Source organism: Aminivibrio pyruvatiphilus (assembly GCF_004366815.1).
GTDB lineage: Bacteria > Synergistota > Synergistia > Synergistales > Aminobacteriaceae > Aminivibrio > Aminivibrio pyruvatiphilus.
This window is the reverse complement of the sequence record NZ_SORI01000005.1, coordinates 18,752-37,928: the sequence shown is the minus strand read 5'-3', so window position 1 is coordinate 37,928 and position 19,177 is coordinate 18,752. Positions and strand designations below refer to the sequence as shown.

17 protein-coding genes are annotated in these 19,177 nt (G+C 62.5%); 4 read left to right on the top strand and 13 right to left on the bottom strand.

What is annotated here, in order from left to right; all coding sequences use genetic code 11:
- Nucleotide 1: 1 nt before the first annotated feature.
- The 7 genes from C8D99_RS05265 to C8D99_RS05235 all read right to left on the bottom strand — a co-directional run bounded on the left by C8D99_RS05265 (nt 2) and on the right by C8D99_RS05235 (nt 6,028).
- Complete coding sequence (locus C8D99_RS05265) at nt 2–925, bottom strand: type II secretion system minor pseudopilin (protein WP_166670016.1); 924 nt, start codon at nt 923–925, stop codon at nt 2–4.
- Nucleotides 900–1,523, bottom strand: a complete 624-nt coding sequence (locus C8D99_RS05260) for a type II secretion system protein (protein ID WP_133957078.1) — start codon at nt 1,521–1,523, stop codon at nt 900–902. The genes C8D99_RS05265 and C8D99_RS05260 overlap by 26 nt, the downstream gene beginning before the upstream one ends.
- A complete protein-coding gene (locus C8D99_RS05255; RefSeq protein WP_166670015.1) occupies nt 1,508–2,383 on the bottom strand; it encodes a DUF2156 domain-containing protein in 876 nt (291 codons plus the stop codon). The genes C8D99_RS05260 and C8D99_RS05255 overlap by 16 nt, the downstream gene beginning before the upstream one ends.
- 305 nt (nt 2,384–2,688) lie before the next feature.
- Complete coding sequence (gene feoB / locus C8D99_RS05250) at nt 2,689–4,719, bottom strand: ferrous iron transport protein B (RefSeq protein ID WP_133957076.1); 2,031 nt, start codon at nt 4,717–4,719, stop codon at nt 2,689–2,691.
- Nucleotides 4,719–5,012 carry a FeoA family protein gene (locus tag C8D99_RS05245; protein ID WP_133957075.1) on the bottom strand — a complete coding sequence of 98 codons (294 nt, stop codon included), beginning with the start codon at nt 5,010–5,012 and terminating at the stop codon, nt 4,719–4,721. The genes feoB and C8D99_RS05245 overlap by 1 nt, the downstream gene beginning before the upstream one ends.
- A 91-nt stretch (nt 5,013–5,103) precedes the next feature.
- Nucleotides 5,104–5,331, bottom strand: coding sequence for a FeoA family protein (locus C8D99_RS05240; protein ID WP_133957074.1), 228 nt, complete (start codon nt 5,329–5,331; stop codon nt 5,104–5,106).
- A 25-nt stretch (nt 5,332–5,356) separates the two neighbouring features.
- The gene (locus C8D99_RS05235) at nt 5,357–6,028 is read right to left on the bottom strand and encodes a metal-dependent transcriptional regulator (RefSeq protein WP_133957073.1); all 672 of its coding nucleotides are present in this window, start codon (nt 6,026–6,028) and stop codon (nt 5,357–5,359) included.
- A gap of 224 nt (nt 6,029–6,252) precedes the next feature.
- Here C8D99_RS05235 and C8D99_RS05230 point away from each other — a divergent pair, with 224 nt between their 5' ends.
- Entirely contained in the window at nt 6,253–7,557 is a 1,305-nt protein-coding gene (locus C8D99_RS05230; RefSeq protein ID WP_133957072.1) for an MFS transporter, read from the top strand.
- On the opposite strand, the gene C8D99_RS05225 is transcribed toward C8D99_RS05230, so the two are convergent.
- A complete protein-coding gene (locus C8D99_RS05225) occupies nt 7,544–9,994 on the bottom strand; it encodes an HD domain-containing phosphohydrolase (protein WP_166670014.1) in 2,451 nt (816 codons plus the stop codon). The two genes, C8D99_RS05230 and C8D99_RS05225, sit on opposite strands and share 14 nt — an antisense overlap.
- 7 nt (nt 9,995–10,001) lie before the next feature.
- Nucleotides 10,002–12,428 carry an HD domain-containing phosphohydrolase gene (locus C8D99_RS05220; RefSeq protein WP_133957070.1) on the bottom strand — a complete coding sequence of 809 codons (2,427 nt, stop codon included), beginning with the start codon at nt 12,426–12,428 and terminating at the stop codon, nt 10,002–10,004.
- 183 nt (nt 12,429–12,611) lie between these two features.
- On the opposite strand from C8D99_RS05220, the gene C8D99_RS05215 reads away from it, so the two are divergent.
- Complete coding sequence (locus tag C8D99_RS05215) at nt 12,612–13,526, top strand: EamA family transporter (RefSeq protein ID WP_133957069.1); 915 nt, start codon at nt 12,612–12,614, stop codon at nt 13,524–13,526.
- Here C8D99_RS05215 and tatC read toward each other — a convergent pair.
- From tatC to C8D99_RS05195, 4 genes are read right to left on the bottom strand one after another with little or no spacing between them, the layout of a single operon-like run.
- Entirely contained in the window at nt 13,498–14,244 is a 747-nt protein-coding gene (gene tatC / locus C8D99_RS05210) for a twin-arginine translocase subunit TatC (protein ID WP_133957068.1), read from the bottom strand. The genes C8D99_RS05215 and tatC overlap by 29 nt on opposite strands.
- Nucleotides 14,210–14,401, bottom strand: a complete 192-nt coding sequence (gene tatA / locus C8D99_RS05205) for a twin-arginine translocase TatA/TatE family subunit (RefSeq protein ID WP_133957067.1) — start codon at nt 14,399–14,401, stop codon at nt 14,210–14,212. Before tatA ends, tatC begins: the two co-directional genes overlap by 35 nt.
- 24 nt (nt 14,402–14,425) lie before the next feature.
- Entirely contained in the window at nt 14,426–15,895 is a 1,470-nt protein-coding gene (locus tag C8D99_RS05200) for a 4Fe-4S binding protein (RefSeq protein WP_166670013.1), read from the bottom strand.
- 37 nt (nt 15,896–15,932) lie between these two features.
- Nucleotides 15,933–16,844: a DUF362 domain-containing protein gene (locus tag C8D99_RS05195; protein ID WP_133957065.1), complete on the bottom strand. Its 912-nt coding sequence runs from the start codon at nt 16,842–16,844 to the stop codon at nt 15,933–15,935.
- A 249-nt stretch (nt 16,845–17,093) separates the two neighbouring features.
- On the opposite strand from C8D99_RS05195, the gene C8D99_RS05190 reads away from it, so the two are divergent.
- On the top strand, nt 17,094–18,314 hold the full coding sequence (locus tag C8D99_RS05190) for an MFS transporter (RefSeq protein WP_133957064.1): 1,221 nt from the start codon (nt 17,094–17,096) through the stop codon (nt 18,312–18,314).
- Complete coding sequence (locus C8D99_RS05185) at nt 18,311–19,159, top strand: MurR/RpiR family transcriptional regulator (protein WP_133957063.1); 849 nt, start codon at nt 18,311–18,313, stop codon at nt 19,157–19,159. The genes C8D99_RS05190 and C8D99_RS05185 overlap by 4 nt, the downstream gene beginning before the upstream one ends.
- Nucleotides 19,160–19,177: the final 18 nt, after the last annotated feature.

Sequence of the window (19,177 nt, the reverse complement as noted above, 5' to 3'; positions counted from 1 at the left end):
TCTACGGTTCCTCCCATCGGACCGTGTCGGTCACCGCACCTTTTTGTTCCAGTATAACCTCCAGGGGGGTCTTTTGACCATCGGCAAACTCAACGAGAAAGGACACCCGGAAATGGCTGCTCGTAAAGGAGACCGCGTTCATGAGCTGGGCCCTGGCCGACGCCGGAAAGGACGGCACGGAAGACAGGTCCTCCATGGAAGAGAAAACCCTGGTTTCTCTCGCCCGGACCAGTTCGGCGGCGATGTTCCCGTCCAGGCCGTCCAGGAGAGCCAGCACCTCCGCAGGAGCCGTGTTGGCGTTGATCTTTCCGTCGGACCGGAGGGTGACAAGGGGTCCGATCCCGGGGCGGCCTTCGGTTCCGTAGAGGATATCCGCCGTCATTCCCGGAACAAAAAGCAGCTCCTCCAGGGAGAGAAGGGGCCTGTTCAGGTACCCGTCCCGCTCGCCTCCGCCGAGGCGGGGTTCCCCGTCCCCGTCGAGAAAGTCCAGCACCACGGCTTCGAGATTCTCGGCCCCGGCCTGCCGCCACAGCCGCCTCCACGGTCCCGCGAGCTCGGACCTCACCGTCCGCCCGTCGGGAAGGAAGATCCCGTTCAGCGGGAAACGGTCGTTCAGGGGAATGATGGTCATCTCCACGGTCACACCCGCTTCGGGAAAGGCGAGGGTCCGGGGAGCGAAGACATCGTCCCCCGGAGCGTGGGCCTTTCCGGGGTGGAGCCCGATCAGGGCCTTCGCGGCGGGGAGGGCGGCTTCGCAGACCATCCTGGCCGTGAAGGTCCGCCGCTGTCCGTCGAAGGCTCTCACGGACCTCCTGGCGAAGACGGCGAATCCGGTGGAGGCAGCCAGCAGGAAGAGGGACACCAGGAGGACCGAGAGAAGGACAAGGCCTCTTCGTTTTTTACTCGGGAGGAAGCCAGTCCTCACGGAAGACCGCCTCCTTCCCTGTCCGGGCCTCGAACCTGACGCCCCTTGGCCTCGGGCCTTCATAGTCGTCGCCCCATTCGCCCGTTTCGGCGGAGAGAACGGAAATCCTCAGGAAATCGGCACCGGGGATAAAAAGCCTGCCTCCTGCGGGGTCGAGGTTTTCCCATTCCACTGCTCCCGGAGAAGCCAGGGGAAGGATCCAGCGGTATATCCCCGGGGCACCGTCCCTGCCCGCCCCGGGGCGGAACACCTTCCATGCCCTGACTCCAGGCTCGCCGCCGTAGTCGCTCCAGAAGGCAAGCCTGTCGTCAGCCAGGCCTCCAAGGAGATCCTTGCGGACGGCCGCCACCGCCGGTCCGCCCGGGAAATATCGGGGCGAGAGGCGCATCTCCGCGGCGATCCGCCCCAGGAGATAGTCCGAAACCTGTTCCTTCGCCGTCTCCGTCCTCGCTTCTCCGAGCCCCCTGACGAGAATCACCGACGGTGCGAAGGCGAGGGCGGCGATGAGGCCGAACAGGGCGAGAACCACCAGGACTTCGGCCAGGGTGAATCCACGGGAACGGCACGAAAGACAGAGCCGGATCAGTCGGGGAACCATGAGAGGGTGTACTTTTTCAGGAAGCCCACGGGATGGTAGGACATCTTGGCCACCCGCATCCCCTCGTCGCCCAGGTCCTCCTCCCGGTTGACCGTGGCGAAGGAGGAGGCGGTGTTCTGGAGAAACATGCGGTTGATGGCCTGGTAGGCCCCGTTGTAGGAGGGCAGGGCCTTTTCGAAATGGATCATCACCGTGTCGCCGGGGATGGCCTCGGCAATGGTGTAGGCCGCCGGCACTCCGTCCACATCCAGAAGGCCGCCGAGAAGACCGGGGATGTTCCGCCATTCCCGGACCATCTCCTGTACCGCCTCGTTTTCCCGGAGAAGGGCGGGGGATTCGGGGCGCTCCGCAAGCCACAGTTTCTGGGCTTCCAGGACGGAGTCACCGTCGCCGGAGCCCAGGGAACGGTACCGGAAGGCATAGTTTTTCACGAACTGGCGGATGTGGCTCCGCTTCCTGGAAAAGCGGTTGCCCCTCAGGGCGATGAGGTCCTGGACGGAATGAAGGTATTCCCACTGGGAACGAACTTCCCTGGCTGTGATCCTGTCCCGGAAGAGGTCGGTCCAGATTCTCGTCAGGCCGTCGGGGGCATAGGCAAATTCTGCCCTCCCGGGAAAGATTTCCGGGAGAATCTTCCTCCAGTCCGCCGATTCCCAGGGGCCCACGGGCGCCCACAGGGTGCCCGAACCGGTCCGTATCCAGCACATTCCCTCCCGGAAGGCCCAGGAGAAGCCGAAGATGTTCCTCCAGGCCCAGAGGCTGCCGAAGGAATAGTAGGATGACCGCCTGGGGCAGGCTTCATAGAGCTCTCTGTAGCGGTCCGCTTTTTCCAGGGAGAGGGGTTCGAAGAGAAGGTCCATGAACACCATCGTCCTTTCCTTGTTCGCCGGTCATGCTGGTGTTTTCCGCTCATTCTACCAGACCCGGGCGGAAAAGGAAGAAAAATGCCCCCTTTCATTAGTCCATGGGCAGCGGGGAGTGTTACCGGTGCTCGTTTGGGCCGCCGGCGCACATTGTCATCCGTAACAACTGCGCCTGAAACCGACATCCTTGTCGGTTTCTCGGCCTTGGCACTGCGCCCGGCAACACTCCCTCTGCCCTGAAACAAAAATAACAGCCCCTGTCCGGGAGGGAAGGGGCTGAAAGGAGTCTGTGACGCTTTTTCTTACCCGAGGCCGAGAAGACGGCCTCCCTGGTAGACGAGAACCGCGCCGCCGTAACCCACGAGGGTGGTGTAGGCGATCATGAAGAAGGTCCACTTCCAGCTTCCCGTCTCTCGCCTGAAGGCCGCCACCGCCGCCACGCAGGGGACGTAGAGCAGGGTCATCACGAGGAAGGCATAGGCGGAGAGGGGGGTGAAGAGGGTGGGAAGGGCCGCCGTGAGCCCGGCCTCCCCGGCGCCGAGCAGTGCGCCGAAGGTTCCCACCACCACTTCCTTGGCCAGGAAGCCGAAGAAGAGGGCCACCGCCGCCTGCCAGAAGCCGAATCCGGCGGGTTCGAACAGCGGGGCCAGCACTTTCCCTATGCTCCCCACGAGGCTTTCTTCGGATCCGTATTCCACGCCCCAGGGAAGGCTCGCCAGGGCCCACACGGCCACCACAGAGAGGAGAATGAAGGTGCCCGCCTTCTGAAGGAAGAGGAATCCCCGCTCCCAGGCGTGCCGGAGCACCATCCCCGTCGAGGGGATGTGGTAAGGGGGGAGCTCCATGACGAGCTGGGACGATTCTCCCTTGAAGAGGGTACTCCCCAGGATCTTGGCAGCCCCTATGGCCACCATGATCCCCAGTATGTAGAGGGAGAAGACGGCCGTTCCTGCGTGAGCGCCGAAGAAAGCGCCGGAGAAGAGAACGAATACCGGCAGGCGGGCCGAGCAGCTCATGAAGGGCAGGATGAGCAGAGTGATCATCCTGTCCCGGGGCCGTTCGAGTATCCGGGTGGCCATCATGGACGGCACGTTGCACCCGAAGCCCATGAGCATGGGAATGAAGCTCTTGCCGTGGAGCCCCATGAGATGCATGAGCCTGTCCATGACGAAGGCCCCCCTGGCCATGTACCCCGAGTCCTCGAGGACGGCGATGAAGGCGAAGAGGATGAAGATGTGGGGAAAGAACACCACCACGGATCCCACGCCCCCGATGAGGCCGTCCTGGATGAAGGAGACCAGGACACCGGAGAGTCCGGCGCCGGCCAGGAATTCTGCGGAGCGCTCCCCAAGGGATTCGAAGAGCCCTTCGAAGATCTCCACCAGGGGGTCTCCCAGGGCATAGGTGAGCCGGAAGATGGCCCATGTCACCAGGAAGAACAGGGGAAGGCCGAGGGTCCTCGACGTCACCACCCGGTCGATCCTGTCGGAAAGGGAGAGCCGTGTCTTCAGGGAGAGGTCCCGGGTGACGGACTCGGCGGTCACGCCCGAGACAAAGCCCCACCGCCGCTCGATCACCGCCGTCTGGAGGTCGTACCCCAGGGATGCCTCCACGGAAGCCCCTTCGCGGGAAAGAATGGCCTCCAGTTCACTGCGGAGGCCTGCCGCCTCCGCCGAAGCAAGAACGGCGGGGTCCCCTTCGGTGAACTTCACCGCCGCCGTGCGGGCGGGAAGCCCCGGAATCAGCTCCGGTTTCGATGAGAGGAAGGCCTCCATGCTATCGAAAAGAGGGGCGAGCCTCTCGCCGTAGGGCAGGGAGAAGGAATTCAGAGGCGCCGTCCTGTTCTTCAGCTCCTGGAGCACTCTCTTCTTGAGATCCTCGATCCCCTCCTTCCGGCGGGCCACCGTGGGAACCACCGGTATGCCGAGGAGGGAGGACAGTTTTTCCACGTCTATGGTGATCCCCTTTTCCGCTGCCATGTCCATCATGTTCAGGGCGAGCACCAGGGGCGTCCCCGTCTCCAGCATCTGCACGGCCAGGTAGAGGCTTCTCTCCAGGTTGGACCCGTCGGCCACCACGATGGCCAGGTCGGGGCGGCTCCGGAGAAGGAAATCCGCGGCGATCTCCTCGTCGAGGGATGCTGCGCCGAGGCTGTAGATCCCCGGCAGGTCCACCACCTTCACCTCGCCGTCCCCTATCCTGAACCGGCCTTCCTTCCGCTCCACGGTGACTCCGGGCCAGTTGCCCACGTGCTGGTTCGACCCCGTCAGGGCGTTGAACAGGCTCGTCTTGCCCGTATTGGGGTTTCCCGTGAGGGCTACCGTGTAGCCCATCACTTGCACCCCCCGCCGCATCCCGCGCAGCCCTTCGGGCGGACGAACACGGCATCGGCCTCGTCAACCCTCAGGCTGAGCTCGTAGCCCCTGAACCATACGGAAACGGGATCGTTCAGCGGAGCCTTCCGCTCCACCCGAATCTCGGTGCCGGGAACAAGGCCCATTTCCAGAATACGTCTCTTGAGCCCGCCGTCCCCGCCTATTTTCGAAACCACGCCGCCTTCACCCACGGCAAGTGAACTGAGTGCCTTCTCGGTCACGGTTCCGCAGCATCCGCCAAAAGCTCCCATAGTACCTCCTCCGATCTCCTTGATGTTCGCGTTGTCTAACTTGAATTTTTCGCTGAAAAAAAGAACCGGCCGGTTCTTTTTTTGTTCTTTTTTATCTGCAGGCGCCGTCCACGAAGACCTTCAGCGCCATCCCCTGACCGAGGGCAAACCGGGACTCCCCGACTTTCAGAAGAAGGGGGCCTCCGCCGTTCTGCACCACGCTGACCTGCACTCCGGGAACGAGCCCCAGCTCCGAGAGCCTTTTCGAGGCTTCTCCGCCCCCCGTGACCCTGGCCACAGTCACTTCGCTTCCTTCAGGCATAACCGTTATGGGACACATACTTTCTTCCTCCCCCCGGCGTGCCTCATTCGGGACACGCACATATCCAGACTGATGCTGCCTCTATTCTCCTGAGAGCCACTTCCGCCCCCCGTACATCAACCGTCAGAGGGTCCCCCAGCGGGGCTTCTCCCCTTCTGGCTACCACGGTTCCCGGAACAAAGCCCATCTCGAAAAGCCTCAGGCGGAGCGGCCCGTCGGCGGTAACCCGCGAAACCACGCCCTTTTCTCCCTTCGGCATCATGGAAAGGGGCCGGGGGAGCTTCCGTTCGTCTCCCATGACGGAGAGGAGGTCCTGAACCCATTCCCGCCCGTCCCTCCGGGCCCGGACGAGATAATCCACAAACCCGAGTATCCGTGCCTCCGCCTTTTCGTCCATCTCGTGCTCCATGGCGCAGGCCATGGCCATGGCCCGTTCACGTTCGAAGCCGAGGATGTCCTGGAAAAGGAAGGTCAGGTGTTCGTGGCGCCTGTAGATGTGGAGGGCCCGTTCCCTTCCGGTCTCGGTGAGCCGCAGGGCTCCGTACCGCTCGTGGGTGACCATGGATGCGGCCACCAGCCGCCTCACTGCAGCGACCACCGTCGCCTTGGCAACGCCGAGAGCGTTGGAGAGGTCGGTCACAGTGGCTTCCTTCCCCGAGACCTCCAGGGCAAAGATGGTTTCCATGTAATCTTCTATCCTCGAGGATACAGCCATTCAGTGCCTCCTTAAGAAGTGAGAGTTCACTCACTTTCAGGTTAGATCAATCTTACTTTCTCTTTTTCCCTTTGTCAATACCGGTTTCAGCAGTCTGCGGACCAAAGAGAATTCCGACAGTTTTTTCCCGGGATCGCCTCCCCGTGGACTTCGGAGGGAAAGGATGCTATCCTTCCCGGAAGCTCGTCAATGTCGGCCCCAGAATTCCACAAGGAGATATTTTCATGAAAAACAGCTTATCCAGGTCAAGCGAATCTGCCGGAGCGAGCGTCCTCTCACCGGGGCGGGCCCATTTTCTCTTTGGCTGCCTGGTAACGGCCTACTTTTTCTCTTTCTTCTTCAGGGTTTCGGCATCTGTGGTCCTGCCGGAGCAGGCGGCCCGCATCGGTATGGGAGCCGCTCTTACGGGTTTTCTCTCCAGCCTTTACTACTACGCCTATGCAGTCATGCAGGCCGTGTCGGGAGCCCTTCATGACCGGTTCGGTCCCCTGAAGGTAATGGCGGGAGGCATGGCCCTGGCGGCCCTCGGAACGGCCTTTCTCGTCGTCGAGCCTTCCCCCTTCACCCTCGGCGCCTGGCGGCTCCTTACGGGGATCGGCCTGGCGCCCATGTACGGGGGAGCCCTTGTCTACCAGGCGAGCGCCTTCACGCCCGACAAATACGTCTTCTACTCGAGCGTCACCCTTTCCCTGGGAGCCCTCGGCGCCATCGTGTCCGTGGCCCCCCTCGGGTGGTTCCTGGACGCCCTGGGACTCTCCCGGACCTTCGCGGGGCTTGCCGGAGTCAGCCTCGCCATGGCCTTCCTGCTCTGGAAGGAACGGGCATACGACCCAGTGCCGGCACGGCCGGTTTTCGCCGGACAGCCCGCCCGGTCGGTTATCTCCAGGCTCCGGGAGGCCTTCGGCATGATCGTCTCCTCCTCCTACCTCAGGAATTTGCTGGTGGTCTGGTCTGTCTCGGCGTCGGCCCAGCTTTCCTACCAGGGGCTCTGGGCGGTGTCATGGTACAGGACGGCCTACGGCGTTCCCGCATCGGAGGCAAGGAACTGGGCGTCCCTCATCAGCATCGGCATGTTCCTGGGAACGGTGATGCTCGGGAGGTTCTGGGGGAGGACTGAACAGCGGTTCAGGGCGATGTGCTTCTGGTCCCTTTTCAACGGCCTCTCATGGACGGCCCTTCTGCTCTCGGTAGCCTTTCGGCTGCCCCTTCCCCTGGCGGGGGTGTGCGGCTTCTGCGTCGGGGCGGCCAACGGACTCTGCGCAGTCCATTACGCCTCGGCCACCAAGGAACAGGCGGCAGGAGCGAACACGGGAGCCCTTCTCGGGACAATGAATACTGTAGTCATCGTTCTTGCGGTGGTGTTCCAGTGGGGAACGGGAGCGATCATCAGCCTTTTCCCGGGCGAACAGCCCGGAGAGCTGACTTCCCTGGGCTTTCTGGTCTGTTTTTCCCTGGTCACCCTGGTGATCCTGGGAAGCCTTCTCTCCCTGAGAGCCCTGAAGAACCCCGGCAGCCTCAGCGAACGCTGAGAATGCCGGAACTGTTTTCCAGTACGGCCACGCAGGCTTTCACTACCTCCGGGTCATAGAGCACTCCGCTGTATTTTTCTATCTCCCCCCTGGCTGCCTCCAGGCCGAGAGACGGGCGGTAGGGCCGATGGGAGGACATGGCCTCCACTACGTCTGCCACCGTGAGGATTCGGGCTTCAAGAAGGATTTCCTCCCCCTTCAGCCCCCTGGGGTACCCCGATCCGTCGAGCTTTTCGTGGTGCTGCCTGGCTATCTCCGCCACCGGCCAGGGAAAGTCGATCTCCCTGAGGATATCGTAACTCGAGCCGGCATGGGTCTTGATGAGCTCGAACTCCAGGGGGGACAGCCTCCCGGGCTTGCTCAGTATCTCGCTGGGGATTTCCACTTTTCCCACGTCGTGGACCAGCCCGGCGATACGGAGACCTTCAAGCCGCTCCCCGTCAAGCCCCAGGGCGGCGCCGATCTCCGTGGCCAGAAGGGCCACCCTTTCCTGGTGCTCGATGGTGTAGGGATCCTTCTTGCCCACAATCTGCCCCATGGTCCGGATCACGTCGTTGAAAGTGTTCCTGAGTTTTTCATACCCCCGGAGCACTTCCTGCTCCGACTCCCACCGGATCACCGATGCGGCAAGGTTATAGGCCGCGGCCCTGAGCACGTCCGTCTCGTCGGCCCTGACGGGGATGACGTTCCCCTCGAAGCTGAAGCCGAGAAAACCCCAGAATTCAGACCGGAAGAGGATGGGAACGGCCATGAAGGAAATTGGCCCGGCATCCTGAACAACTCCCTCCGGAATGGTGCCGAAGCCGGAAATCGGCCCGGTATAGATTCCCCCGTCCGCGAGGAGGGCATAGACGTCGGAAAGATTTTCTTCCCAGGAAAGGGTCTCCGGAAGAAGGGGAGCGCCCTTGGCCCAGGGTGCCGACGACCGGGCCAGGAGGCGGACGTTTTTCTTCCCGTCCGGGGCGGTGCAGTTGCGGAACAGGTTTGTCCTCCGGGCACCGAGAGCTTCTCCAAGGCTCCGCAGGGCAAAGTTCATGGCCTGCTGCCCGTCCTCCAGGGAGAGAAGGAAGCTTGCTCCCTCCGCTGCTGCCTCCACGAGCTTTCCGTGAAAACGAAGCCGCTCCTCGGCCCGTTTTCTTTCTTCGAGCTCCCGCCGGGATCCCTCGTAGAGCCTGGCGTTTTCCAGGGCGATGGACGCGGCAGCGGCGAACTGGTCGAGGGAGGCCAGCAGATCCCGGTCGATCTCCGGGAAGCCGTCGGTGTAGGCAATGGAGAGGACTCCCATGAACTTCTTCCCCTGGAAAAAGGGCATGGAGATGATGGTGGTGATCTCCGACAGCCTGGGATCGGGGGTCCGACCGGGATGGCTGCGGTAATCCCGGATGATGATCCTTTCCTTTTTTTTGAAAACATATCCGGAAATGCCCACGAAGACGGGACGGCTCTCGTTCACCATGGGAGCATACAGTCCGGTGCCGAAGGTCCGGAGGAAGGTGTTCTTCTTCTCCTGGTAGACGGAAAGGGATACGTGCTCCGTCCCGGCGAGTTCTCCCGCCTTCGTCAGAATGCGCTGGAGGAGGGCTGTGGAGTCCAGCTCCTCCATAAAGGAGAGGAACATGGAGTGAAGCAGTTCAAGCCGCCTGTTCTGGGCTTCCGCCCGGAGCTCCGCCTCCTTGAGGCCCGTGATGTCTATGGTGAGGCCCGTCACCCGCAGAAGCCCGCCCTCGCCGTCCCTGACAGGGAATCCCTTGAAGACCACCCAGCGGGATCCGCCGTCCTTGCGTGCGGCCCTGCACTCCACGTCGAGGAAGGTGTCTTCTCCGGCGAGGAAGCGTTCCCACGCCGTTTCAGCCTCCTCATTTTCCTTCGGGAAAAGAACCCTGCCGAAGAGGTCCTGCCTGGAAAGGGGAAACTCCCCGTCCTCCAGCCCGAGGATGGCTCCATGGCCCGAGCCTGAGAAAGTGTCGCTTTCCGGAAAATACTCCCAGATTCCCACCCTGGAGGCGGCAAGCACCCGGGAGAGCCTTTCCTCGCTCTCTTTCGCCCGCAGCTCGGCTGCCTTGCGGTCGGTGACGTCCAGCAGGCTTGACTGGTAGGCGAAGGCATTTCCGCTCCCGTCCCGGTGGAATGAGGTCCTGTCCTCGATCCACCGGACCTCCCCGCCCCGGGTGATGATCCGGTACTCGAACAGGAGCGAAGGAACATCCTCCATGGCTGCCCTGAGAAATTCTCTCTTCACCCGCTCCCTGTCCCCGGGAAAGACGAGGGACAGAAAGGGGATTTCTTCGAGAACGATTTCGGAAACGGTATAGCCGAAACGGTCAATGTTCCCTGTGACGAAATCCACGGGATGCCGCTCCTCCGGTTCGCCCCAGAGGACCACCACGGGGCTGGACGCTATGATCTGGTCAAGGCTGAGGACATCTTTTGCGCTCACGGACCTCTCATCCTCCTCTCCGGAAGGATTTTCCTTCGCCGGCGATGATTTCCGGATTCTTCCGGAGAACTTCCATGCAGGCGTCCACCACCGACGGGTCGAAAGCCGTTCCCCGTTTTCCCCTGATCTCCGCCACGGAGGCTTCAATGCCGAGAGAGGGGCGGTAGGGCCGATGGGACGACATGGCCTCCACCACGTCAGCCACGGCGAGAATCCGGGCTTCAAGCAGGATCTCCTCCCCCTTCAGTCCCCGGGGGTACCCGGAACCGTCCATGCGCTCGTGGTGCTGCCTGGCGGCCTCCGCCACGGGCCAGGGAAAATCGACCTCCTTCAGGATGTCGTACCCTGACCGGGCATGGGTCTTGATCAGCTCGAACTCCAGGGGAGACAGCCTTCCCGGCTTGCTGAGGATCTCCCCGGGAATCTCCACCTTCCCCACGTCGTGGACCAGGGAGCAGATGCGAAGCCCTTCCAGCCGCCAGGGGTCCAGTCCCATAACCGTTCCGATCTCCCGGGCAAGGACGGCAACCCGCTCCTGGTGTTCAATGGTGTAGGGATCTTTTCTTCCGACGATGAATCCCATGGTGCGGATCACGTCGTCGAAAGTCTTCTGAAGCCGTTCATAGCCCTCTTTCACCCTGTCGTCCGCTTCCCACCGGACCATGGAGGCCGCCAGGTTGTAGGCCGCCGTCCTCAGCACGTCGAGCTCCCCGGCGGAATAACGGGGAGCTTCTCCCTGAAAGAACAGGGCGAGAAATCCCCAGAACCGGGACCCGATAAAAACGGGAACTGCGGCGATTCCTCCCCGCATGTCCTGTTTCAGGGGACCGAGGTAGGCCCGCCCTGAAGCGAGACGCTCGTAGACAAGAGGATAATCCTCCGCACAGACCGGCCCGTTATCCACGGGGTACGGCAGGCCTCCTCCCTCACCCCAGGCAGCCGCTTCCGCAGCACCGTTCTCCGGCATATTCCTCAGAAGGACGGCCCGGCCGGCCCCCGAAGCTTCCGAAAGTGTCGCCAGGGCACTGCTCAGGGCGGTCCCGCGGTGATCATGGGAAAGGAGGAGCCCTGCGGCCTCAGCTGAGGCCGCAGCCAGGGCGGCATGGGCGAAAAGCCTCCCCTCGGCCCGGATTTTCTCTCCGATCTCCCGTTGAGAGGTCTCATGGAGCCTGGCGTTTTCCAGGGCTATGGAGGCGGCGGCGGCAAACTGGTCGAGGGAGGCAAAAAACAGGTCGTCCAGGCCCGGGCATTCACCCGTGAAATGGATGCCCACTGTGCCGAAGTCGTGAGGACCGTGGAAGAGCGGCAGGACAATGTTAACGGTAATGGACTCGAACCTGGGATCGGCAATCCGCCCTTCCCAGGTGCGGTAGTCCTTCGTAAAAATCCGCCGCCTCTCCCGGAGAGCCTGGCCCGTCATGCCTGCTGAAGCAGGCCGGGTCTCCCCCACCATCGTTTCATGCAGTCCCACGGCGAACTTGTGCCGGAGAACGGTCCCCCCCTGCTCCAAGAGGGAAATCACCCCGTTCCCGGACCCGGCGAACTCCACGGCGCTGCGGAGAATCCTTTCCAGCAGGGAATCCGTATCCAGGTCCTCCATCATCCCCAGGGACATGGAGCGCAGCAGCTCCAGGCGCCCGGCCTGGGAATCGGCCTTCAGCCGCGCCTCCTTCAGGGATGTGATGTCCATGGTAAGCCCAGTCAAGCCCGTCACCCGGCCCCGTTCGTCCAGGCAGGGGGAAGCGCTGACCGAAACCCAGCCCCGTGTTCCGTCAGGCCTCAGAACCGGGTGCTCCACAACCGAAAAACGGCAGTCTCCTTCCAGGAGATGTGCCCATGACTCTTCTATTCTTGCCAGGTCCGGGGAAGGGATGATATCCTCCCACAGCTTCTTACGAAAAAATCGGAGTTTTTCCTTCCCTCTGCCGTCCACAGGGAAACAGCCGGAGCCCACAAACTCGTCCGTCTCCGGAAGATATTCCCAGGCCCAGACTCCCGAGACGGCCAGCACGGACGAAAGACTCTCCTCGGTCCGGCGGGCGGCTCTCTCGAAGTATTGCCTGTCCGAAATGTCCAGAAGGGTGGACTGCCAGGCACAGGGCTCTCCGGTCCCGCCCCGGTGAAAGATCCTGTAATCCCGTACGGGGCGTGTCTCCCCGGTCGGCGTCACCAGGCGGTATTCCCGGACGCACTCAGCGGCGCCCGAGGAAGCGCACTCCGCCAGGGCCCTTCGGGCTTCCTCCCGGTCTTCGCCGAAAATGAGGGAGTCCAGGGTCACCCGGCCCTCCGTCAGGTCATCGGGGGACAAGCCGAACAGGGAGATGTTCCCCGTGACGAAATCCACGCGGGGGTTCTCCTCCATTCTCCCGCCGATCAGGACGGCAGGGCTTGAAAGAATCACCTGGTCGAGGCTCACGGACTGTTCGGGTACCATAACTGTCCTCCTCTCCCGGAACTGGTTCCTCTATGCGGAACACCGGGAGTCGCCCTATTCTAATTGAAGGAAGTGGGTTTGAACAGACTGTCCCGCGCCCGCGGCATCCTTTCGGAATAAAAATCCCCGGGGATTTGTTATAATACGGCGGGAGAAAAATTGAATACATTCCGGAGGTCCACCATGAACAGCGAAAAACCGTCCCGTCTGGCCTATTATTCGGCTTATGCGGCCCTCTATCTTATCTGGGGCTCCACCTACCTGGCCATCGGCTTCACCGTGGAGACCATTCCGCCCTTCTTCAGCGGTTCCATGCGGTTCTTCCTCGCAGGGGGGCTCCTGCTCGCATGGTGCCTGCTCCGGGAAAAGGAGCGGCCCACCCGGGCGGGGTTCGCCGCCGCGTTCAAGGTGGCGGCCGTGATGCTCCTGGGCGGCTACGGGGCCGTGGTATGGGCCCAGCAGACGGTCCCTTCGTCGGTGGCGGCCCTCATCATCTCCATCGAGCCCCTCTGGTTCGTCATTTTCGACTGGCTGTTCTTCAAGTCCAGGAAGCCCACCCTCGCCGAGAGCGTGGGACTGGTGCTCGGCTTCGGCGGAACGGTCTTCCTGGTCCTCGACCAGTCCGGCTATTCTCTCTCCCTGTCGGGAGAGCACACTGTGGGAATGCTCATCGTCCTCGTCGCCACGGTGAACTGGAGCATGGGGGCCCTCTACTCCCGCAAGGCCCCCGTGGCGAAATCGAGCCTGCTCTCCACGGCCATGCAGATGACCGCCGGAGGCGTGCTGCTCCTGATACTGTCGGCGGCCGCCGGAGAACCGGCCCGGCTCTCCCTGGAGACCATCTCTCTGAAGTCGGTGGCCGCCCTGGCGTACCTTGTGGTCTTCGGCTCCCTCATTGGATTCACGGCTTTTGTCTGGCTTCTGAAGGTGGACAGGGCGTCCAGGGTGGTCACCCATACCTTCGTGAACCCCCTGGTGGCCCTTTTTCTCGGCTGGAGCCTCGGCGGCGAGACGGTTTCCGTCCCCATGCTGGTTTCCGCCGGGATCATCATCTTTTCCGTGGTGCTGATCACCCGGAGCCATCCCGACGGCCAATGACGATCCGGGCCAAGGCGAGGGTGAGCTCGAACAGCAGGTAGAGGGGCACCCCGAGCAGAACCTGGGACACCACGTCAGGAGGAGTCAGCAGGGCCGCCAGCAGGCCGATGGAGAGGATGATCCACGGCCGGAGGCGGGTGATGGTCCGCAGGGAGACGATTCCTGAAAGCAGCAGGGCAAGAAGCAGCAGGGGGGCCTGGAACACCAGCCCCGAGGCGAGCAGGAGGGAAAACAGAAAGGATGCGTATTCCCCGAACCCCCAGAGAGGAAGGATGTTGTCCCCCTCCCCGAAGGCGAGGAAAAACCGGAGGGCCAGGGGAGCGATAACCCTGTAGGCGAAAGCCGACCCCGCGGCGAACAGCACTGGGACTATTCCTCCGCCGAGCAGCAGGTATCTTGCCTCGCTCCGCCTCAGGGCGGGCCGGAGAAAAAGCCAGCCCTGGACCAGGACGAGGGGGGCGGTCAGCACCATACCGCCCCAGAAGGCCAGCCGCATGTAGGTGAGCAGCTTTTCGTAGGGCCGGAAATAGTAGAGCGTCACGCCCAGCCCCTCGAGCGGGGCGAGCAGGAACGCCGCCGTGGCCTCGGCGAAGGAGAAAAGCAGGACGGCGGAGATGCAGAAAAACGCCAGGACCGAAATGATCTTGCCCCGGAGGACCTCCAGGTGGTCGGCGTAGCTTTCGCTATTTTCCCTGTCCGGGCTCCCCATCCTCTCCATTCTCCTTCTTCTCCGGAGATTCGCCGGTCTCGAGCCCCCGCTTGAACTCCTTCACAGCACTTCCCACGGCCCGCCCCACTTCGGGCAGCCGTTTCGCCCCGAAGAGCACCAGCGCAAGGGCAAGCAGCAGAAGTATTTCTCCCATTCCGAGATTCATGCCGTCATCTCCGTTCTCTGCCGGTTAAAATGGAAAATCTTCCAGGGGGGCCACTGTGGGCCCCTCGTTTCCGCCGGATACGGGACGGATCTTCCCGTGCACTGCGAGCCCCGACACGGTGACTGCCTTCGGCTCCGCCGGGCAGGCGTATTCGCAGGCCCCGCACCCGAGACAGACGGCAGTGTCCAGCTCGGGGATGGTCAGGCTCCCCCTGAAGGGAACCATGCGCATCGCCTGGGTGGGGCAGTGTTCCGAGCAGGCGCCGCAGGCAGTCCCATATTTCCGGACAATGCAGTTCCGCCGAAGGAAGCGGGCCTTCCCGATGGAAACGAGCTGTTTTTCTCCCGGTTCCAGGGACTCGATGGCCCCCGTGGGGCAGGCGTCGCCGCAGGCGGTGCATCCATACTGGCAGTATCCCCTCCCGTAGTCAAGGACGGGCTGGAAAAGACCCTCCGGCCCCCATTCACCCAGGGACGGACGGAGAATCCCCGCAGGACAGGCCACCACACAGGCAGTGCAGGCCACGCACTTTTTCGAGAAGTTTCCCCGGCTCTTCGACCCCGGAGGGGAGACGGGGAGCTTTTCATCCCACGACGAAGCGGCCGCAGCGACGGTGTCATCCTTCTTCGAGCTCCAGAAGGCAACTCCGAGAGCGGCGAGGGTCCCGGCCGCTATCCGGAGCAGGCCTCTCCTGGACAGGCTTTCCCCCGAACCGCCGAAGGAAAGGGCGAGGCCCCCTCCCCGGCAGGCATCCACGCACCGGAGACAGAGAACGCACCTGTCGGCGTCCACCTTCCGCTCCTCCACGGAGATGCACTCCTGGGGACAGACGGTGCCGCACAGGCCGCAGCCGGTGCAGCTCTCTCCGGAAAACCGGATTGAGAGAAGGGATGACCGGGAGAAGAACCCGAGGAAGGTTCCCACCGGACAGAGGCCATCGCAGAAGGGGCGCCCTTTCCGGAGAGACCACAGGGTCAGGACCAGGAAGAAGGCGGCGGTGCCCCAGAAAAGACCGGGCACGAAGGGAATGCTCCCCGCCCTGTGGATGACCCCGTACAGACCGCGGCTCTCGAGGAAACCGGCGAGTCTGTCAATCCCGCCGGCCAGGGAGGGGCGGAGGAGCTGGGTGACCCCCCTCCCGAAGGCGGCGTAGGGGTCCAGGAGGGCCGGAACGGCCGCCAGCCCGGCAGCGCCCGCCGCCAGAACGAGAGCGAGAATCCAGTACCGTGCCGGGGATCCGGGAACGTATCCCGAAAGGCGCCGCCGGCCGGCCCGCCATACCGCCTCCTGGAAGGTACCCAGGGGGCAGAGAACGGAGCAGTATGCCCTCCCGGCGAACAGGGCACCCAGGGCCAGAACGGCCGCGCCCCCCCACCACCGGAGAATGGAGGGAACTGCCTGCAGCGACGGCAGCAGAGGAGCCGTCTCGCCGGCCCGGAAAAGAAACCAGGCGAGAAACAATACCGCCACGGCGAGGGCAAGCAGAAATCGCACGCTCCCCGCCCGCCCTCTTTTCCCGGGCAGAGGCCTCTCAGAGGGCAATCCGCTCCACCCCCAGAGATTCGAGGTCCATGGTCCCTATCCCCATCCCGGCGGCGCTCCGGATGTAGGACACGTTCTTCGGATCGGCGCCGAAGATCCTCGCCGCCGCCGCATCCCCGGCCACGATGTCCGTGGACAGTATCTGGGCCTTGAGCAGGGTGACATCCCCCTCGGACGTACCCCTCGGGCCGTTGCGGGTCATCATACGGTAGGCGTCGATAACCGTCAGGGCCGGCTTCCGGAACAGGGAGACATCGGCGATGCACTGGTGAAGCCCCTTCGAGTGAAATTCGCCCCGGTTCCACACCGTACCCATGAGATTCTTCATGCCCATGGTGATGCCCGCCCCCCCGTGGTGCTTCAGCACGGGGACGTTGATGAACACGTCGCATTCGATCATGAGCTCGTGAACGGCAGTTTCCTTCAGGGCCCTTCCTCCGGGAAGGGGTACCTTCTGGTAATATCCCGAGGTATCAGCCGGGACGGCCACCCCTCCTCCGCGCTTCACCGCATCCTCCACGCCGCTGTTCCGGTAGCTGTTCCGCCACAGGTCGCAGGTGTGATCGAAGGCATAGACCCTGGACGCCCCTGCCTCCAGGCAGCGGCGGACGATCCGCTCCACCAGCCCGGGGTTGGTGTTCCCTCCTCTCTCGGGAGGGACGTCCCATGACATGTTGGGTTTGATCACCACTGTCTGGCCTTTTTTCACAAACCGTTCCATTCCCCCGAGGGCAGCCACCCCCCGGTCGAACATCTCTCCCGGCTCTCCTCCCCTCACCGCGGCGAGCCCGGGCAGCCCTTCCCGGGCGCCGAGGACTCTCCTGACGCTCCCCGGAAGCAGCAAAGCCGCCCCTCCGAGGCCGAGAGCCGCCGTTTTCTTCAGAAATTCTCTCCTGTCCATGGTTCAACCACCTCCGTTTCACGAAGACAGCGTATCATAGATTCACTTTTCTCTACATCCGCAGTCTTCCCGAATAACCGCTCCGGAGACTTCCCGGCGTCTTCTCTCTTCCGGTCTGAGAGAAGACCCGGCTCACCAACGGAATAAAAAAAATTCATTAAAAAAATTTTTATTGATTTTAACTCATTGACATGGCCCGAAGGCGGACGTATACTGCTCGCCGGGTCATCATCCGGGAGGAGGGCAATTATGAATTTTTCAAAGCGTCACGGGCTGCTGTTTTTGTGCTGGTTCACCTATATCGCGGCGTACCTCTGCAGGCTCAGCTTTGCGTCAGCCCTTCCAAAGCTTGCCGACGGTCTTTCCCTGCCGGCGGAATACCTGGGTCTCGCGGCCTCCACCTATTTCATCGTGTACGCCGTCAGCCAGCTGATCAACGGCTTTATCGGCGACAGGGTCAACCCCTACGGGTATATCATCCTGGCCACGGCGGTGACGTCGGCGGCCAATCTTCTCATCGCAGCCTCCTCCTCTTTTTTGAGCATAGCCGTCATCTGGGCAGTCAACGGGTTTTGCCAGGCCATTTTCTGGGGGGTGTTTCTTCGGCTGCTCTCCTTTTCTTTCCCGGCTGAAAACCGGAGGATGGTGTCGACGGTGATGTCCACCGCCAGCAACATAGGCATACTTGTTTCCTGGACAGGCCTTGGGCTTCTGTTCGCCCACCGCTCCTGGCAGGTCTACTTTGCCGTCCCCGGCGTGATCATGGTGCTGCTGATACCGCTGTGGCTCCTGATGTCACGTCTCCTTCCGGCCGGGGATATATTTCACGGGCACCGGGACGGCCGGAACCGGCCCGCTTTTTCTCAATCCCTGGCGGATCTGGGCAGAATGCGAATCCAGCATATTTGCCTGCTGTGCTGCCTCATCGGCTTCATCAAGGAAGGCATGGCGGCATGGGCTCCCACGATTTTCTCGCAGATGCTCAACCTCAGGCCGGGCAGCTCTCTCGTTCTGCTCGCCGTCGTGCCTGTGGCCAATATCCTGGGGGTTTTTACGGGCAGGGCCATGCTGGTGAGAACAAACGACGACTGCAGGACGACAATCCTCAGGCTGCTGAGCCTTGTGGTCCTTTGCGCTGCCCTGATGACCACCGTAGGGGACGGGCTTCCGCTGCTCATGGTGGCGCTGATCGGGCTGCTCTGCATGCTGGCCAACGCATCCGCCTGGGTCATCATCTCCTTCCTTCCGCTTTCCTTCGCCGGCAGAAACATGGTGTCCACCGTCGTCGGCATCTTTGATTTTTCCATTTACGCGGGAGCTTCGGCGGCATCGGGCCTCATGGGCTTTTTACTGGCCCGGTTCGGTTGGCCCTCAATCCCCTTCATGTGGATCGTCGTCGCCGGTCTCGCCATAACGTCGTGCCTGGGGAGGGCAGGGACTTTCCTGCGTACGGAGGGAAATTTCAGATGAATGCCCTGGAGCGGATGAAAGAAAAATACCACGCCATGTCAGGCGCCGAAAAGAGAATTGCGGATGTCATACTGGAAAATCCCGGGCTGGCCGTCAACATGACGGTGAAATACCTTGCGTGGAAAGCGGGCGTATCGGACGGCTCCGTCATCAATTTTGCCGGCAGCCTGGGCTACGGCGGCTTTACAAAACTCAAAATCGCCCTGGCCATGTGCGCCGAGGAATTCCGGGGCTGCGCTTTTGAAAGCGTATATTCCTGCGACAGCGCCGCTGCCGCCCTTCAAAAAATGAGCGAAAACGCCTCGAAGACCTTCGCTGACACCTGCACCCGCATTTCCCCCGATGCCCTGGAAAAAGCTGTCGGACTGCTTCTGAAAGCGCAGAGAATCGAGGTGTACGGGATGGGCGGCTCCGGATTCATCGCCGGAGACGCCGCATACAGGCTCATGCGCATCGGACTGAATGCCGCTGCTTTCAGCGACCCCATCATCGGCGCCATTTCCGCCTCCCGCCTGGGCCGGGAGGACGCGATGATCGTCATATCCCATTCAGGCCGGACAACGGGCATGCTGCGCGCTCTCCAGATAGGGAAGGAACGGGGCGCCGGGACCATAGCGGTCACCAGCTACGGAGAAAGTCCCATAGCGAAGCTCTGCGACGCGGCTCTGGTGGTTTCCAGCGAAGAGGCCGTGTACCACAGGGAAGCGGTGGTGGCCCGGCTGGCCCAGCTGCTGATCGTGGATACGCTGTGCGCCTGCATCGGATCACAAAGAGGCGCGGAAGCGATGGAACACATGGACGAGGCGCTGGGGTTCATCGCGGAGCACGGTACACGGGACGAATGACCCAGTGACGCCGCAAAA

Excerpts from the sequence above, each read along its gene's own strand:
- C8D99_RS05185 (WP_133957063.1), top strand. The coding sequence starts at position 18,311 with ATGAATGCCCTGGAGCGGATGAAAGAAAAATACCACGCCATGTCAGGC.
- C8D99_RS05230 (WP_133957072.1), top strand. The coding sequence starts at position 6,253 with ATGAAAAACAGCTTATCCAGGTCAAGCGAATCTGCCGGAGCGAGCGTC.
- tatA (WP_133957067.1), bottom strand. The coding sequence starts at position 14,401 with ATGAATCTCGGAATGGGAGAAATACTTCTGCTGCTTGCCCTTGCGCTG.
- feoB (WP_133957076.1), bottom strand. The coding sequence starts at position 4,719 with ATGGGCTACACGGTAGCCCTCACGGGAAACCCCAATACGGGCAAGACG.
- C8D99_RS05260 (WP_133957078.1), bottom strand. The coding sequence starts at position 1,523 with ATGGTTCCCCGACTGATCCGGCTCTGTCTTTCGTGCCGTTCCCGTGGA.
- C8D99_RS05235 (WP_133957073.1), bottom strand. The coding sequence starts at position 6,028 with ATGGCTGTATCCTCGAGGATAGAAGATTACATGGAAACCATCTTTGCC.
- C8D99_RS05245 (WP_133957075.1), bottom strand. The coding sequence starts at position 5,012 with ATGGGAGCTTTTGGCGGATGCTGCGGAACCGTGACCGAGAAGGCACTC.
- C8D99_RS05240 (WP_133957074.1), bottom strand. The coding sequence starts at position 5,331 with ATGTGTCCCATAACGGTTATGCCTGAAGGAAGCGAAGTGACTGTGGCC.
- C8D99_RS05215 (WP_133957069.1), top strand. The coding sequence starts at position 12,612 with ATGAACAGCGAAAAACCGTCCCGTCTGGCCTATTATTCGGCTTATGCG.
- C8D99_RS05190 (WP_133957064.1), top strand. The coding sequence starts at position 17,094 with ATGAATTTTTCAAAGCGTCACGGGCTGCTGTTTTTGTGCTGGTTCACC.
- C8D99_RS05255 (WP_166670015.1), bottom strand. The coding sequence starts at position 2,383 with ATGGACCTTCTCTTCGAACCCCTCTCCCTGGAAAAAGCGGACCGCTAC.
- C8D99_RS05195 (WP_133957065.1), bottom strand. The coding sequence starts at position 16,844 with ATGGACAGGAGAGAATTTCTGAAGAAAACGGCGGCTCTCGGCCTCGGA.
- C8D99_RS05220 (WP_133957070.1), bottom strand. The coding sequence starts at position 12,428 with ATGGTACCCGAACAGTCCGTGAGCCTCGACCAGGTGATTCTTTCAAGC.
- tatC (WP_133957068.1), bottom strand. The coding sequence starts at position 14,244 with ATGGAGAGGATGGGGAGCCCGGACAGGGAAAATAGCGAAAGCTACGCC.